Raw genomic sequence first — 17,157 nt, 5'->3', positions numbered from 1 at the left:
TTCTATACTGGTAAAACGGCATATACCTATCTTACGGCACTGCTTTGCCTGTTCCCGCTACTCATCTTGTTAGTGCCTACCTCTTCGTTTCGTGCATGAAGAAACTTCTCTATGCTACCTACATTCTTATCATTGCCTGGGGTATGGTGCTGGTGGGGGCGTCGCGCGCCCAGGCTTCTCACCTGCAGGGAGGCCAGCTCACTTATGAAGCTCTGGGCAACAACCGCTACAAGGTTTCGCTCACCATCTTCCGGGACTGCGGCGGTGAGCTGTTCAGCGCCATCAAGCCAAGCCTGAACTACCGGGCCACGGGCTGCGCCGGCGGCAGCACCGTGCAGATGAATCTGGCGGGCAGCGTGGAAGCCGGCAGCCCGTATTGCGCCAACATTGCCGGCGGCCCCAGCCAATGCGGCAGCGGCTTACGCACCAACTACGAGAAGGGCACATTCGAGGCAACCCTCACCCTGCCGCCGGCCGCCGAATGGGTGTTGAGCGTAACGGACAACGCCCGTCCTACCGTCGCCAACATCAACGCCAACGGGGGCCGTATCTATCTGGAGGCGCGGCTGAACAACCTGCTGCCCAACGGCCAGACCATTCAGAATACCTCGGCCCAGTACCAGCCTCTCGATATTCCGATTCCGTTTGTGTGCTATCAGCAGCAGCGCACCATTACGTTTGCCGCCACCGAGCCCGACGGCGATTCGCTGGTGTATACGTTGGCCAACCCGCTGGTGGGCTGCAACGAGCCCAACAGCTACAAGTCCTACACCGCGGCCGGCCGCTTCATCGATCTGACGCCCCCGAACGGCGTGCCTTGCGGGGCCTATATTGCTACCAGCCAAGGTACCTACAGCCCCACCTACCCCATTCCATCCTTCAACATCACCGGGACTTGCCCCCTGAAAGCAGCTACCCCAGCCTTCAACTTCGACCCGAGCCAAGGCAGCTTCACCTTCACACCTAGCCTCTATAACCCGGCCATCAACTCGCCCGATAACAAGTATGTGGTAGTAGGCCAAGTAGCTGAATACCGCCGGGCCACCAGCACCAACGGCCAGCGCGTGTACTACAAAGTAGGCCAGGTGCGGCGCGATATGCTGGTGGTCGTTATCGACTGCAACACCAACCAGCAGCCGGAACCACCCATCGGCAGCGGCTTCGCCAAGTCGGGGGTCCGCATCGTCAACTCCCGCGATTCTACCTTCGTTACGGCCTACACCTGCAACTACACCGAAGTCCGCTTCCGCTTCACCGACCTCAACCCCAGTGATATTCTGTCGGTGTCGTATCCGGAGCTGGACCCGCCGCTCCCGACGCTGGCCGCCCCTACGTATTTGCCGTCCGATGTGGCCACGTTGCAGCTGCTGGGCAATGGTACGAAAACCCCGGCGGCTATCCTGCGCATTCAGCCCGACAAAGCTTTTCTGGGCAAAACGTACCGCATCCCGCTCAAAATCGAGGACAATGCCTGCCCTATTAAAGGCATTCAGTACCGCACTATTGTTCTAAAAATCGAGCAGGGCAATTTTGCCAAAATCGTGGCCGGCTCGGCTAGTCCCGAAGTGTGCAGTGGCAGCTCAGTCAGCCTCCGCGCCGCGCCCTTCCGGCCCGACTCCATCAACGGCACCACGACGCGCTACGGCTACCTGTGGGAAGCCGCGCCGGGGCTCCCCACCGCCCAGCTCAACAGCCCGGATGTAGTAGTGACCCCGGCGGTAACGACGCGCTACAAAGTCCGGATTCTGGGCCTCGACTTCCGGGAAGGCACCTGTTCCGATACGGCTTCGGTGCTGGTACGCGTGCAGCAGCGCCTGCAGGCCCAAGCCCGTGCCGCCCAGCCCGTGGTGTGTGCCGGCTCCCCGGTCAATATCACGGCCAGCGCCACCCGCCCCGCCGGCAACGCCCAGGAGACGTTTACCTACCAGTGGGCGGCTGCCAACGGACTGAGCAGCAACGATCTGAATAGAGCACTTATTACTGTCAAGCCCCTGGCCACGACCCGCTACAAGCTTACCGTTACGGGCAGCCAGGCCACGGCCTGCGGCACCGATACCACTTCCGTGCTCGTGCGGGTAGCCTTGCCCCTCACGCCCGCTTTCCGGGCCGACTCGGCGGCCCTGGCGGGGCGTAGCCTCTCGTTGCCGCCGCTGGTTTTCACCTTCACCAATCACACGAAGGCCACTGCAAGCCAGCCCACCACGACGGCCCGCTACCGGTGGTCGTATCAGCGCATCGTGGCGGGCAACGGGCAGCCTACAGCCGATGACGAGCAGTTCTTTTCCACTTCCGCCACTGCGGCTACCAAGCAATTCGACGTAGCGGGCATCTACCGGATTCGGTTGCGGGCGGCGGTGGCCATCGGCAATGCGGCGCCCTGCGACGAAACCCTGGCCGAGGTCAACATCCGGGTGCCCGAGTCGAGAATACCCAACGTTTTCACGCCCAATGGCGACGGCCTGAACGATGTTTTCGTGTTATCGACTGAGCCGACCAACAGCAAAATCCAGATTTTCAACCGCTGGGGACGCCTGGTAAAAGAGGCCGCTAACTACAACAACGATTGGAACGGCGACACCCAACCCAGCGGCTTGTACTATTACCTGCTCACCGATGCCAGCGGCACGACCACCAAAGGCTGGGTAGAATTGTTCCGCTAGAGCCGGTGAGCAGGGGCGCTTTGGCAGGCATTTTATCTGTTTTGAACGTCATATTGCGCTTGGCGGAGCATCGCTACCGCAGTGGTAAACGCAAGCACTGTGGCGGTAGCGGTGCTTCAGCAAGCGGACGCCAGATCAGGCAGGACCCGAAAATCAACATCCCAAATACGCCCTTACGACGGCACGCGAGATGTCTCGCTGTGCTCGACATGACGTTCTCTTTGCGTACTGTTGGCACAGCTTAATTGACTTTTGTAGTAACACATAAAAAAGGCGCTGCGAAACCCGTAGCGCCTTTTTTATGGCTATCCAGGGCTGTTGCGGCAGCTTAGCCCAGCCGGTGCCGCTCGTTTTTCACTGCGTTGGTCAGGTTCCAGCTGACCTCTTGGGCGAAGGCGTGCTGCCGCACCGGGCACTCGGGCATGTGGCACAGCGAGCAGGCCACAAACGTGCACGGGTCGGCGTGCACGAACATTTCGACCTCCACGTCGAAGCGCCGCTTAATCAGGTCTTCGATGCGGTTCAGCTCGTTGTGGGTTTCTTCCAGGCTGAAATAATAGGGCATCTGCATGTGGCAATCGATGTGCAGATTGGCCCCGTAGCGCAGCACGCGCAAGTTGTGCACATCAATCCAGGGCGGCAGGCGGTGGCGTTGCAACTCGGCAATTACCTGCTCCACGGTGGATACATCCGACTCGTCCATCAGGCCCGACACCGAGCGACGCACCATCCGGAAGCCATTGACGACGATGAACACGCCCAGCAACAGAGCCGCGCCGGCATCAAAGAGCACGTTGCCGGTGAGAATAACCAGCACCAGCGCCACGCACGACACGAGGGTGCTGAGCGCGTCGATGTACAAGTGCTGCCCGTCGCCGACCATTGCCACCGAGTTCATCTTCTTACCCGAACGCACCAGCACGAACCCCACGCCCAGATTCACCAGGGCCGTAATGGCCAGCAGCGCCATGCCCGCGTCGGGGCGGGCCACCGTGTGCGGCTCCAGCACGGCCATCACGGCACTATAAAAGATATAGACCCCGGCAATCAGAATCAGGGCTCCCTCGAAGCCCACCGACAGGTATTCCACTTTGCCGTGCCCATACGGGTGGTTTTCGTCCTTGGGCAGGTCCGTCAGGTAGAGGCTGTAGAGCGCGAAGCCGCTGGTTACGACGTTGATAATCGACTCCAGCGCATCAGTGAGCACTGCCTGCGAGGTGGTTAGAAAGTAGGCGTAAAACTTGATGGCTACCAGCCCCAGGCTCACGACAAGCGACAATATTCCAAGGCGAAGCTTGGCGCGGGGAAAAGCCATAACGGGGTAAAAGGCACGGGAAAGGCCCGCAAAGGTCCAGGAAAAAAAACTACCCCCGGGCGCTTCGCAACTTTTTTCGACTGAGACGGTATTTAAGTGGGCTTAAAAAAGATTTTAGGCTACTCTAAAAATCCGTTTCTTTGTAGAGCGCTTTGCCTCTATTCGTTATGCCGCCACTCGTACAAACCCCCACCCCTACCCCCATCGAAAAGCATCCTGGCTGGCGTCATGAGCGCCGGGCTCCTTCCCTGAGTGAAGTATACGCCTCCATCAAGGTGCCCGCGGCCAATGCTTCCTTCTGGCGCAAGCTGATGGCCTTCTGGGGGCCGGGCCTCATGGTAGCAGTAGGCTACATGGACCCCGGCAACTGGGCTACCGACATTGCCGGCGGCTCTCGTTACGGCTACACGCTGCTGTCGGTTATTCTGATTTCCAACCTGTTTGCCATGCTGCTCCAGCACCTGGCCGCCAAGCTGGGCATCGTGACGGGGCGTGACCTGGCCCAGGCCTGCCGCGACCATTACTCCAAGCCCGTGGCCATGGTGCTGTGGGTGTTCTGCGAAATAGCCATTGCCGCCTGCGACCTGGCCGAAGTCATTGGCTCGGCCATTGCCCTCAATCTGCTCTTTGGCCTGCCCCTGCCCTGGGGCGTGGTGCTGACGATTCTGGATGTGCTGGTGGTGCTGTTTTTTCAGAACAAAGGATTCCGGGTCATTGAAAGCATTGTGGCGGGGCTTATCGTCATTATTTTCGGCTGCTTTCTCTACGAAATCCTGGTTTCCCACCCCGATTATCTGGGTATTGCCAAAGGCTTGGTGCCCCAGAAAGAGGTTATTACCAATCCGGGCATGCTCTACATTGCCATCGGCATTCTGGGCGCTACCGTGATGCCCCACAACTTGTATCTGCACTCCAGCATCGTGCAGACGCGGCAGATTGAGCAGACCGAGCCCGGCAAGCGCATGGCCATCAAATTCGCCACCATCGACTCGACGGTAGCGCTGTTTCTGGCTTTTTTCGTGAATGCCGCCATTTTGGTAACGGCCGCCGCGGCCTTCCACAGCAACGGCATGTTCGACGTAGCCGATATCAACGATGCGCACAAGCTGCTGGCTCCGGTACTGGGAGCTGGCGCGGCTAGTGCCGTGTTTGCCATTGCGCTGCTGGCATCGGGTCAGAATTCGACCCTGACCGGCACGCTGGCCGGCCAGATTGTGATGGAAGGCTTCCTGCACCTGAAGCTGCGCCCCTGGCTGCGGCGGCTAGTGACGCGCAGCATAGCCGTAGTTCCGGCCCTGATTGTCACGATTTTGTACGGTGAGAAAGGTACCGCCGACCTGCTGGTCTTGAGCCAGGTTATTCTGTCGCTGCAGCTTAGTTTCGCGGTGGTGCCGCTGGTACTGTTCACGGGCAGCAAGGCCAAAATGGGCGTTTTTGCCAATCATATGGCTCTGCAGGTGCTGGCCTGGACGGTATCCGGCATCATCATTCTGCTCAACTCCTACTTGCTGTTCACCACCTTTTTCAAGTAGCCTCTACGCGCAAGGCCGATCTGGTCTTGCGCTTTTTTGTACGCATACTTTTAGACAAGTCTAAAAATACTTTTAAGCTGCACTCAAAATGACTACACACCTTACTATCCGTTTGCTTCTAGTCGTAATCGGCAGCCTGTTGGCCGGGGCGGCCCCGGCGGTGGCCCAAACCGGTACCATTGGAGGCCGCGTAACGGCGGCTGGGCAGCCGCTGGAGCTGGTAAGCGTAGCGCTGGCTGGCACCACCACCGGCACTACCACCACCAGCGCGGGTGAGTATCGGCTGGAAGTTGCGCCGGGGCCCTACCAGCTGGTTTTTTCCTTTCTGGGCCACACCACGCGCAAGGTTTCGGCCACCGTGCAGCCCAACCAGCTGACCACGGTGAATACGGAGCTGCAGGTCACGCCCGCCAACATGGCGGAAGTGGTCGTTACGGGTGTGTCGCGGGCCACCGAAATTCGGCGGAGCCCGGTACCCATAGCGGTGCTGAGCCGGCGCGAAATCAGCCTCAACAACAGTGGCAACGTGATAGACGCGGCCGTGAAGGGCGTGCCGGGCCTGAGCGCCGTGACGACGGGCCCCAATATTTCCAAGCCCTTCATTCGGGGGCTGGGCTACAACCGCGTGCTGACGCTCTACAACGGCCTGCGCCAGGAGGGCCAGCAGTGGGGCGACGAGCACGGCATCGAAATCGACCAATACGACATCGACCGGATTGAGGTGGTGAAGGGCCCAGCCAGCCTGATTTATGGCTCCGATGCCGTGGCAGGCGTTATAAACATGCTGCCGCGCCTGCCCAGCGGCCCGGCGGGTACGCTGCAAGGCGAAGCCCTGAGTGAGTATCAGACCAACAATAACCTCGTGGGAACCTCGCTGGGGCTCCACTACAACCAGCACGGCTGGCAGTACGCGGCGCGCGCCTCCTACCGGTTGGCCCAGGCCTACCGCAATGCCCTGGATGGGCGCGTGTACGGCACGGCTTTTCGGGAGCTGAACCTGACAACGATGACGGGCGTGGAAAAAGCCTGGGGCTCGACTCACCTATACGCCACGCTATACGACAACCTGCAGGAAATTCCGGATGGCAGCCGCGACTCGCTGAGCCGCCGGTTTACCCGCCAGCTCTTCGACGGCAGCCAGGATGTTCTGAAGAATCGGCCCGTGGTGCCGACCGAGCAGCTGGGAACGTACCGCATCAATGACCTGCACCAGCACATTCAGCACTACCGGCTGCTCAGCCGCACCCGCATTCGGCTGGGCCAGGGCGAGGTAAACGCCCTGCTGGGGGCGCAGCAGAACATCCGGCGCGAGTATAACCACCCCACCGCGCCCCGGCAAGCTGGCTTGCACGTGGCCCTGAACACCTACAGCTACGACCTGCGCTACGCCGCTCCCACCTGGCAGGGCCTTGAAACTACAGTAGGCTTGAACGGAATGTACCAAACCAACACCAACCGGGATGCCACCGACTTCCCGATTCCGGACTACACGCTTTTCGACGTGGGCGGCTACGTGTTTCTGAAGCGCACCTTCGGCAAGCTCGACCTTTCCGGGGGCCTGCGCTACGACACCCGGACGCTGCAGTGGCCCGATTTCTACGTGGAAGATAATCCGGCCACCGGCTTTGCCCGCCAGGGCCGCGCGGAGAATGCCGCCGGCACGCCCCCGCAGTTCGCCGATTTCCGGACCCGCTACCAAGGCATATCGGCCAGCGTGGGCGCCACGTATCTGCTGTCGGAGAAGCTGGTGCTGCGGGCCAACGTGGCGCGGGGCTACCGGGCTCCTAATATTACGGAGGTGGGCTCCAACGGCCTCGACCCCGGCGCGCACATCGTGTATCTGGGCAACCGCAGCTTTGGGCCCGAATTCAGCCTGCAGGAAGACCTGGGCCTGAGCGTCTACCTGCCCGACGCGGAAGTGAGCGTAAGCGTGTTCAACAATCAGATTGACAACTACATCTATCAGGCCCGGCTAAACGATGCGGATGGCCAGCCGGTGGTCATCGTGCCGGGCAACACCACCTACCAATATCAGCAGGGCCGGGCGCAGCTCTACGGCACCGAGGCCACCGTGAACCTGCATCCGAAAAGCCTGCCGGGGCTGGAATTCAACAACAGCCTGGCTTACGTAACGGGCCTCAACAAGGAAGCCGCGCTACTCGAAGCCAACGGCGCGGCGGCCAAATACCTGCCCTTCATTCCGCCGCTGCGCACCCGCTCCGAAGTGCGCTTTACCAGCCCCCGCGCCGTGGGGCCGCTGACGGGCAGCTACGTGCGGGCCGTGGTGGACTACAGCGCCGCGCAGAACAATTTTTACGCCGTCGACAACACCGAAACCCGCACGGCTGGCTACACGCTGCTGGGCCTGGGTGCGGGCACCACCATCGTGGCCGGGCCCCAGCGGCGCGAGTGGTGCCAGCTCTTCGTGCAGCTCGATAACGTGTTCAATACCACCTATCAGTCGCACCTGAACCGCCTGAAATACTTCGAGTACTACACCGCCTCACCCGATGGCCGCAGCGGAATCTACAACATGGGCCGCAACCTGAGCGTGAAAGTGATGGTGCCGTTTTAGAGCGGGTTTGAGATTTTGCTTTTCATATCGTGCTTGATCTGGCGGCTTCGCAGTCAAAGCATCTCTACTGCAATGATAAAGTCAATTAGTACTGCGGTAGAGATGCTTCGACTGCGCTCAGCATGACGGAATCGACTTTTTTTAAATTTACAAACACGCTCTTAGGCCGCTCCGGCAGCAGCCGGGCGCCACTACTGCCACCACTCCAGGCGGCGGTATATCCTGGCGGCGGCTAGCTGCGTATTTGCACCAACTCTACCCTAAACCGCTTCTTCTTGCGCTTTTTTTTACTGCTCACACTGGCTACGGCTGGCTTTTTCCCCTTATCGGTATCGGTCTGGGCCCAAACGGCACAGCATACGCCCGCCAAAGGCCAGGCCTACACGTTGTTCCGGCCGGTGCCGCGCGACTCGCTGGAAGAGCTGCGGCCCGACCGGCCGGGCTATTCTGAAAGCCCGTTTACAGTTGATGCCGGGCATTTTCAGCTGGAAAGTGACGTGTTTCGGCTCCTGACCCGGCGCGAGTCAGACGGCCGCAAGCAGGATATTTACCTCAATTACATGCTGCTCAAACTGGGCCTGACGACGCACACTGACGTGCAGGCAGAGTTCGGCTCCTACTCCTGGAAAAAGCACACGCGGGACCAGCAGGAGCCTGAGCGCCACCAGGGCTTCGGGGACCTGACGGTGCGGGTGAAGCGCAACCTGCTGGGGGCCGACGGCCAAGCCGACGCACTGGCCCTTATCGGCTTCGCGCGCCTGCCGGTGGGGCGCGCCGTGGGTACCAGCGCCACCGAATATGGCCTTATGGCACCCTATAGCCACGATTTCAGCAAACAGCTCAACCTCCAGCTCCAGCTTCGCAGCGACCTGAGCTACGATGGTGACCTGCGGCAGCGCTTTCTGATGCTGGCTCCCAGCACGGCCATCGACTACGAGTTTTCTGCGTTCCTATCGGCTTTTGCTGAAGTAGTCGGCATCTGGGACACGCGCCAGGCGGCCTGGCAAGCCTCCTTCAATGTGGGGCCCCAGCTGCATCTGAGCGACAACGTCATCGTAGATTTCGGCACGCACCTGGCCCTGACCACAGAAATTGACCAAGAGTATTTTCTGGGCTTCAGCTTCCGCCGCTAGCCAGCCAGCCTACAAAAAGGCCCGGCTGCTGCACAACCGGGCCTGTTAATCCGTATTCAAAAGCGCTGAAAAATACCGTGGGCGGGTTAGTGCAGGCTACACCAGGCCCGGCAGCCGGGCAAATTTGCTGCCCAGAATGGCCTTGTCGTCGGCCCCGAGCCAGTCGCGGAGCAGCGTGGCGTAGATGCTGCGAAAGTCGAGCTGGTACTTCAGGTCGCCCTGGTCGAGGTTGAGCAGGTCGGGCGCGTCGTTGAGAATGCCTTTCTGGCGCAGGCCGCCGCCCAACAGCAGCACATTGTTGGCCGTGCCGTGGTCGGTGCCGTTGCTGGCGTTCTGGGTCACGCGGCGGCCAAACTCGGAGAACACCAGAATCAGGGTGTCGTCCAGCTGGCCGCTTTTCCGCAGGTCTTCCACAAAAGAGCCCAGGCCGCCGGATAGGTCGCCAAGCAGCTTGCCCTGCTGCTCCTGCTGCCGCACATGCGTATCGAAGCCCGTCAACGACACATAGAATACCCGCGACTCGATGCCGGAATTAATCAGCTCGGCAGTTGTCTTCAGGTTTTTGCCAAACTCCGTGTTGGGGTAGGCAATGCTCGACTTATACACTTTCGACGTCTGGTACAGATACTCGGCGGAGGAAGTCGTTTCAGCCAGCGTCTTGTAGAGGTAATCCAGCTCGGAGCCGCTGGTGCCCGCCGCTTTGCCGCTCACCTGCCTAATGAACCGGTTCTGGGTGACCTGGTGAAACTTCTCCGGATTCTTGAGCGCCAGACCTTTACGCTGCCTGCCCTTCATGGCTAGGCTCAGCGTGTCGTCTACTTCGAGCCCGTTGTAGGGCACGGCGCAGGCCGGGCAGTTCGAGTCGAGGTAGCGGCCCAGCCAGCCGGTCGTTACGTATTGGTCGGCCGCCGAGCCGCTCTGCCAGATATCCATCGAGCGAAAGTGCGACCGGTCGGGATTGGGGTAGCCCACGCTGTTGAGCACCGCCACCTGGCCCTGGTCATACAAGGCCTTCAGCTGCGTCATGGCCGGGTTGAAAGCCAGATCTTTGTCCAGCGTCAGCAGGCCGCTTTGCGCCCGAATGCCCAGCGTGGGCCGGGCTTTGTAATACAAGTCGTTGCGGAAGGGCACCACCATGTTCAGGCCGTCGTTGCCGCCCCCGAGCTGCACCACTACCAGGCGTTTGCCGTTGGAATTGCGTAGCGGCTGCACGCCCTGCCGGTCGAGGGCGTGCAGGAATTTGGGCACGAACAGCAGGGAGCTGGCCAGCACCGAAGTTTTCAGAAAGTCGCGGCGGGAAGTAGTCATAGCATTTTTAGGTCTTGTGTCATGCTTGATCTGGCGTCCGCGCAGTCGAAGCATCTCTACCGCAGTGGTAAATGAGTTGCATTGCAACGAAGCGGTAGAGATGCTTCGGCTGCGCGGACGCCAGATCAAGCATGACGTTCTTAGTGTTGTTGATGGCAGAAATACCTTCTCACATCAACTGATACTCGGGCAGACTCAGCAGGCTGGTGACCATCGTGCGCAGCCGGCCCTCGGCGGGGGCATTGCCGGCCACTTGCTGCACGAGCTGCAGGTTGTCGGGGCGAATGGGTGCTTGCAGCAAAAACTCGCTTAGCCGAGCCGGCTGCTGGGCCTCGGGCGTGCCGGCGAGCAGCAGCCCCAGCGGAGCCAGCTTCACCTTGGCCTCTACCGGCTGCCGAAAAGTGCGGTCGGCCCGCGCCATCTGGGGGTCGATATCGTTTTCGTCGTCCTTCAGCGCGATGTTTATTTCGGCGTTTTTCAGCAGCACCTGGGGCAGCTGCAGCCGAAACAGCAGCGTGGAGCTGTCAATCCAGCTGCGCCCCCCAGCCCAGCCCGCCACGTTTGGGGGCTGAAACAAGGTTTGGCCCAAGGCTTTTTGAAATACAATCAGGGGCCGCTTATCGGCCAGCTCCACGCCGAGCGTGCGCTTGATACCGGCCAGCAGCTCTATCGGCGACTTAATGCGGGTGCCCACGTTGGCCGGCGCATAAAACCAGTCGGCCGAGAACAGGCGCTCCATCAGGTCGCCGATGTCGTAGCCGCTCTGAAAAAAGGCCGTGGCCAGCGGCTTAATGTGGGCCGCGTTGGGCGTGTCGTGCACGAAAAACCGGTAGATCTTCGTGGTCAGAAACTCGGCGGTTTGGGGCTGGGCCAGAATAATCTTCAGGATGTCCTCGCCCGTGAAATTGCCGGTGCGCCCCATGAACGTCTTGGCCTCGTCGTCGTGCTGCCGCTCCCGGAACGCAAACCGGCCTTGCTCGTCGTAGCCCCAGCCGGTGCAGGCCCGCGCCGCTTCCTTGATATCCGGCTCCGAATAGTGGCCGCGCCCGATGGTAAACAGCTCCAGTACCTCGCGGGCAAAGTTCTCGTTGGGCCGCTGCTTGCGGTTTTGCTGGTTGTTGAGAAACTGCAGCATGGCCGGCTCTTTTGACACGGCCAGCAGCAGGTCGCCAAACTTGCCCAGGGCTAAGCGGCGCAGCGTATTGTTGAGCTGCAACGCGGCATCGGGTCGCCGCACCCGGCAGGCAAAGTGTCCATGCCAGAAAAAGGTCATTTTCTCCCGCAGCTGGGCCGGCGAAGTCGCCATGCGCTCCACCCAGCCCGTGTTCATGGCATAGAAAGCACCCCGAATCTGGCGGTTCTGCTCCTTGCGCTCCGCAGGCGTCATTTGCCCTTTTTTCAGGGTGGGGGCCTGCGGGTCCTGGCGCAGGTCGGGCGTGGGCGCCGGCGTCATGGCCTGCTGTTGGGCCGCCTGCATGGTGGCTCCTGCCAGCGGCTGGTACTGCTCGGCATCGTGCAGCAACTGCCGCAGCGCCTTGCGCGGACTCAGGTTCGCGGCAATGTCGGCGGGGCGGGGGCCAAAGCCTGCGCGCCAGTACAGATGCTGCAACTGCTGTTGGTTCGTCATGCATCTTGGATGCAGCTAAGCGCCCATGGTTTAATGACTTTACCCAACAGAGCCACGGCGGCGGCAGAAAATTGTCGTGCCGTATTCCCGACTCAAAAGCGCGCTCCTACCACCACGGTTTTCTTGTACTCCTTCTTCTCGCCGCCGGGGCGCAGCAACTCAATGTGCAGAATATAATAGCCCACGGGCACTTTCCGGCCCTGATCGTTGAGGCCGTCCCACTGGAAAAATCCGCTGGTGGCCATCGTTTCGTTGCGCACCAAGCGTCGGGCCGACCGTCCCTGGGCATCATACACCGTAATGCTGGCCGCATACCCCAGCTGATCGAGCGTGTAGTTGAGGGTCGTAAAGTCCTGGAGACCATCGGCATCGGGCGTGAACACCTCCGGCTCCAGCCGAAACAGCTTGTCACCGCCGGGGTCGTCCTGGTACTGGGAATTGCGCCGACCGGGCGTGGCGTAGCCCACCGTGCTGGCCGCCGAGTGAAAGTTGGCCGCCGTGCTGGGCCCTTCGGTCCGAATGCGCTCCAGCGACACGCCATCCTTGGAATCGAGCAGCGCCAGCTGCTGCGCCTCATCGTAGCGGTAGCGGTCTATCGGGCGTTTTTGCGAGTCGAACAGCCCCACGGTGCCGGCATCATCGGGGAAAGTAGGCAGAGCCGGCATGGCCAGAAACGCAGCCGGGTCATTGGTCGGATAATGGCTCTGCACGATGTCGGGCCGGGTAGTAAGCACCACCAGCTGGCCCGGAGCCAGCACGTAAGGCCCGCTGCTTATAGGCTTAGCGTCGGGCTGGGAGCTGGCCGGAATACTGGCCAGCTCCCAGCCCTGCAGGTTCAGATACTTGGCCGAGCGGTTCAGCAGCTCTACGAAGTCAACCCCGTTGGTACGCGGATTAAACAGGACTTCGTTGATAACCACGTCATTCTCCGCTGGTGCCGAGGGCAGTCCGAAGGTAGCCGTGGCCACTGCGCCCGTAGCGTTGCCCACGCAATCGGTGGCCCGCTGCACGCTCAGGGTTATGGGCTGACTTGCCGTCAGGGCCGAGCCCAGCGTCAGATCAACGCTGCGAAAATCGGGCGACGACGGCGCGGCTTTGGTGACGGTAGTACCCGTGCTAAGCGTGTACAGCACGGGGTTGGCGGCGGCTACGCTGTCGAGCTTTTCGGCAAAAAACAGCCGCACCACCGTGGGCGTAATGGCTACGGCGCGCAGCAAGGCTGGAGCGGTGCGGTCGGGGTTGGCGGCCCGCCCCGAGTTGGCGCGGCCGGGCGTGCCGCCGCTCACGTCGGTGCTGGCCGTCCAGTTCTCGATGCCGCCGCAGGGGTTGGCAGGATCCACCATTTCCAGGGCCCAGCCGCCATCATTCTTAGCACCATCTTTATACCAAGTGCTGGAATACGTTACTTCAAACAGCGTGCGGCCGTCGCGGGCCCGCAGCACCAGCTGGTCGCCTTCATTCGAAAGACTGGGAAAGTTAGTGACGCCGAACACCGTGCCGTAGCGGGCAAACAGCGCCGTGCGGGTACTGCTGCACACTACCGCATACTGCCCCGGCGCCAGGCGCGTCGTATCCGCAAACACGGCCGCGCTACTGCTGCCCGGCTTCAGAAGGCGCACGCCGCCCAGGTCCAGGATGCTGGCGGTCGGGTTGTGAATTTCCAGGTACTCGGAGGCCGGCAGCCCTACCGTGGGCGTTTCATCGGCCAGGATTTCGGTGATAACAACCTGCCCGATACTGGGCACCACAGGCAGCCCAAACGTGACGGATACCGCCGCGCCGGTGGCATTGCCCACGCAGTCAACGGCGCGCTGCACGGTGGCGGTATACACGCGCTGGGCCACCAAGGGCGTAGCAAACGTCAGCTCCACGGCCCGAAAATCGAACGGCACCGGGGCCACGCGCTGAATCGTGAGACCGGGCTGCACACTATACAGCGCCGGATTGGCAGCCTGCACGCTGTCGAGCTTTTCGTCGAACTCCAGCCGCACTACCGTGGGGCTGACCACAGTGGCGCGACGCAACAGCGGGGCAGTGCGGTCGGGGTTGGCGGCCCGCCCCGAGTTGGCGCGGCCGGGCGTGCCGCCGCTCACGTCGGTGCTGGCCGTCCAGTTGGCCGCGCCGCCGCAGGGGTTGGCGGTATCTATCATTTCCAGGGTCCAGCCGCCGTCTTTTTTCGTCGCGTCGCGGTACCACGCATCGGAGTAGCGCACCTCAAACACAGTGCGCCCGTCGCGGCCCCGCAGCAGCAGCTCGTCGCCGGCACTGCTCAAGGCCGGGAAATTGCTCAGCCCAAACACTTTGCCGTAGCTCGCAAACTGCCCCACGCGAGTGCTGCCACACACCACCGCGTACTCGCCCGGCAGCAGCTGGGCTCCGGCCGGAAACACCGCCGCCGGCCCGGTACTACTCACCCGCAGCAGCCGCACCCCGCCCAGGTCGAGCACCCGCGTGACCGACGGATTATGAATTTCCACGAACTCCGAAGCTGGCAGGCCCACTACGGGCAGCTCGTCGGCCAGAATTTCGGTGATGAGCAGCTGGTAGTAGCCCGGCGCCACCGGGGGCGGTGTGTAGGTGAGCGTAGTGGTGAAAGGACCAGTGGCCACGTTGCCGTAGAGGTCGGCCACGTTGCGGATTTCCAGGGTATTGGGCCCGCCGAGCAAGTCGGCGGCAAAGGTGAGGTGGACGAGGCCCGGGTCGGTGGCGTCGCGCTGAGCGGCAGTCACGGCCGGGGCTCCCGGGGTAGTGAGGCGGTAGCTCGCGGGGCTTTGGGGGGCGGCCACAGCTTCCGTAAACAGCACATCAATCTGCCGGGCACTGCTGATGACGGCGCTTTGCACAGCGGGCGGCGTGGCGTCGGTTATCCGAAAATCGTCGAAGAAAAAGCTACGATTGTTGGTGGCCGAATACGTGAGCGTCACGCCGAAATAATTGCTGCGCTGGTGGGTGGCATCGGTCACGGTGCCTTCGGTGGTGTAGTTCTGAGTACCGCCCAAATCCCGCTCCAGAGTCCAGACATTCTGCACGGAGCGCGTGACGCGCACCCGCACCACGTTGTTGGTGGCGAGGCCCAGCGTGCCGTCGGTACCGTCGATGATGCTGACGGCCGTGGCAGCGGCGTTTTTGCGGTACAGGGAAATATCATCGGCCGTGTTGCCCAGGCGCACGAAATAGCCTTTGTTGGCGGTAGCACGCACATCGGCCAGATCGGACAGCAGCCATACGTCGGCGTAGTTGGCGGCCGAGGTTGCCAGGTTCAGCCTGGCATAAAATTCCCACACAGTGCCCGTAACAGCCTGGCTCACGGTCACGAGCTGCGTGGCGCTGGGCGTCACGGCCGGGCCGTTGCTTTGCAGCTGCTGGGTGGCATTCACCTGGAAGTCGGCCACGTTGCCCGTCCAGACCGGATCTTGGGTGAAGTTGCCGTCGGCAAAAGAATCGGTGAGCTGCGCCTGCGCCGAGCCAGTCAGCCAGAGCAGCGCCAGTAGCAGCCCCACCGCTCGTGCCTTAAAATACCGGGTAAGAGCCGCCCTTTTCAGGGTAGAAGGTATCTGCATAGTAGGTTTGTGAGAATTCCGGAGCCGTTGCCGGCCTTTGGGCGAGGGAACTGCCTAAGTAACTTGCTTTTCCCGACATTTGCCACGCGGCTGGCCCCATCGGCGGCCGCTTTTTTCTCTGTAATTGCCATGAAAGTAGCCGTAGTAGGTGCCACCGGTCTGGTCGGGGGCGAAATGTTGAAAGTATTGGCCGAGCGCAATTTTCCGGTCACTGAATTACTTCCCGTAGCCTCGGAGAAATCCGTGGGTCAGCAAATTGAGTTCCGGGGCGTCAAATACAAGGTCGTGAGCATGGATACGGCCCTGGCCGCCCGCCCCGATGTCGCTATTTTCTCGGCCGGCGGCAGCATCTCCAAGGAGCAGGCCCCGCGCTTTGCCGAGGCCGGCACCGTGGTTATCGACAACTCCTCGGCCTGGCGCATGGACCCTACCAAAAAGCTGGTGGTGCCCGAAATCAACGCCAAGGAGCTGACGCCGAAGGATAAGATTATTGCCAACCCCAACTGCTCCACCATTCAGATGGTGCTGGCCTTGCACACGCTGCACGAGGCTTTTCGCATCAAGCGCATCGTGGTGAGCACCTACCAGAGCGTGACGGGCACCGGCAAGAAAGCTGTGGACCAGCTCCTGGAAGAGCGCGCCGGCCAGGTGGCCTCTAACCCCGCCTACCCCCACCCCATCGACCTGAACGTGCTGCCCCACATCGACGTGTTCGAAGACAACGGCTACACCAAGGAGGAAATGAAGATGGTGAAGGAAACCAAGAAAATCCTCGGCGACGACTCCATTCAGGTAACGGCCACCGCCGTGCGCATCCCGGTGATGGGCGGCCACTCGGAGGCCATCAATGTGGAGTTTGAAAAGGAATACGAGCTGGCGGATGTCTACCGCATCCTGCGCGCCACCGCCGGCGTGGAAGTGGTAGACGACGTGGCCCACAACCGCTACCCGATGCCCAAAGACGCCCACGGAAAAGATGCCGTGCTGGTGGGCCGCCTGCGCCGCGACGAGTCGCAGCCCCGCACCCTGAATATGTGGGTGGTAGCCGACAACCTGCGCAAGGGTGCCGCCACCAACGCCGTGCAGATTGCCGAGCACATGATTCAGCTGGGGTTGCTGAAGGTGTAAGTCACCAGGCTGTGTGGACAGTAATCGAAAAAGCAGCCCTGAATGCTTAGTGAACGTCCTGTCGAGCATTCTGCGCATCAAGCAGCGAACGAGACCTCTCGCGTGCGGACGTAGAATTACTACTCACACGACCGCACGCGAGAGGTCTCACGTTGCTCGGCAGGACGATCTTTTTTCTTACTGTCCACACAGCTAGGGCGTGTTCTCAATTTAGCCAGAGCATGATGGCGCGTAGTTGGACAAACGCGGCGTAGGAATCGGCGAGCTTATCGTATCGAGTGGCCACGCGCCGAAACTGTTTGAGGCGGTTCATGAGCCG

The 17,157-nt window shown here is 61.3% G+C and carries 9 protein-coding genes and 1 pseudogene; 5 read left to right on the top strand and 5 right to left on the bottom strand.

The window, feature by feature from the left end; genetic code table 11:
• Positions 1 to 95 precede the first annotated feature (95 nt).
• Positions 96 to 2,660, top strand: a complete 2,565-nt coding sequence (locus E5J99_RS15485) for a gliding motility-associated C-terminal domain-containing protein (protein ID WP_135498723.1) — start codon at positions 96 to 98, stop codon at positions 2,658 to 2,660.
• Positions 2,661 to 2,988: 328 nt separating this feature from the next.
• On the opposite strand, the gene E5J99_RS15480 is transcribed toward E5J99_RS15485, so the two are convergent.
• Positions 2,989 to 3,975, bottom strand: coding sequence for a cation diffusion facilitator family transporter (locus E5J99_RS15480; RefSeq protein ID WP_135498722.1), 987 nt, complete (start codon positions 3,973 to 3,975; stop codon positions 2,989 to 2,991).
• A 167-nt stretch (positions 3,976 to 4,142) separates the two neighbouring features.
• On the opposite strand from E5J99_RS15480, the gene E5J99_RS15475 reads away from it, so the two are divergent.
• The 3 genes from E5J99_RS15475 to E5J99_RS15465 all read left to right on the top strand — a co-directional run bounded on the left by E5J99_RS15475 (position 4,143) and on the right by E5J99_RS15465 (position 9,215).
• Positions 4,143 to 5,507, top strand: coding sequence for an Nramp family divalent metal transporter (locus E5J99_RS15475; RefSeq protein ID WP_135498721.1), 1,365 nt, complete (start codon positions 4,143 to 4,145; stop codon positions 5,505 to 5,507).
• Positions 5,508 to 5,619: 112 nt separating this feature from the next.
• Positions 5,620 to 8,082, top strand: a complete 2,463-nt coding sequence (locus E5J99_RS15470) for a TonB-dependent receptor (RefSeq protein ID WP_245319041.1) — start codon at positions 5,620 to 5,622, stop codon at positions 8,080 to 8,082.
• Positions 8,083 to 8,357: 275 nt separating this feature from the next.
• A complete protein-coding gene (locus E5J99_RS15465; protein WP_167852165.1) occupies positions 8,358 to 9,215 on the top strand; it encodes a transporter in 858 nt (285 codons plus the stop codon).
• A gap of 96 nt (positions 9,216 to 9,311) precedes the next feature.
• Here E5J99_RS15465 and E5J99_RS15460 read toward each other — a convergent pair whose 3' ends face one another.
• From E5J99_RS15460 to E5J99_RS15450, 3 genes are all read right to left on the bottom strand, one after another.
• The gene (locus E5J99_RS15460; RefSeq protein WP_135498718.1) at positions 9,312 to 10,523 is read right to left on the bottom strand and encodes a DUF1501 domain-containing protein; all 1,212 of its coding nucleotides are present in this window, start codon (positions 10,521 to 10,523) and stop codon (positions 9,312 to 9,314) included.
• Between the two features lie 169 nt (positions 10,524 to 10,692).
• Positions 10,693 to 12,150, bottom strand: coding sequence for a DUF1800 domain-containing protein (locus E5J99_RS15455; RefSeq protein WP_135498717.1), 1,458 nt, complete (start codon positions 12,148 to 12,150; stop codon positions 10,693 to 10,695).
• Positions 12,151 to 12,242: 92 nt separating this feature from the next.
• Positions 12,243 to 15,710, bottom strand: a complete 3,468-nt coding sequence (locus E5J99_RS15450; protein ID WP_135498716.1) for a lamin tail domain-containing protein — start codon at positions 15,708 to 15,710, stop codon at positions 12,243 to 12,245.
• 129 nt (positions 15,711 to 15,839) lie between these two features.
• Between E5J99_RS15450 and E5J99_RS15445 the strand changes: the two genes are divergently transcribed.
• The gene (locus E5J99_RS15445; RefSeq protein ID WP_135498715.1) at positions 15,840 to 16,838 is read left to right on the top strand and encodes an aspartate-semialdehyde dehydrogenase; all 999 of its coding nucleotides are present in this window, start codon (positions 15,840 to 15,842) and stop codon (positions 16,836 to 16,838) included.
• Between the two features lie 205 nt (positions 16,839 to 17,043).
• Here E5J99_RS15445 and E5J99_RS15440 read toward each other — a convergent pair.
• A pseudogene (locus E5J99_RS15440) lies at positions 17,044 to 17,157 on the bottom strand (IS5/IS1182 family transposase); the annotation flags it as partial.

Origin of the sequence: Hymenobacter elongatus (assembly GCF_004745955.1) — a bacterium.
Taxonomy (GTDB): Bacteria; Bacteroidota; Bacteroidia; order Cytophagales; family Hymenobacteraceae; genus Hymenobacter; species Hymenobacter elongatus.
Note: the sequence above shows the minus strand (reverse complement) of the source record. Positions and strands in the feature narration are given on the sequence as shown.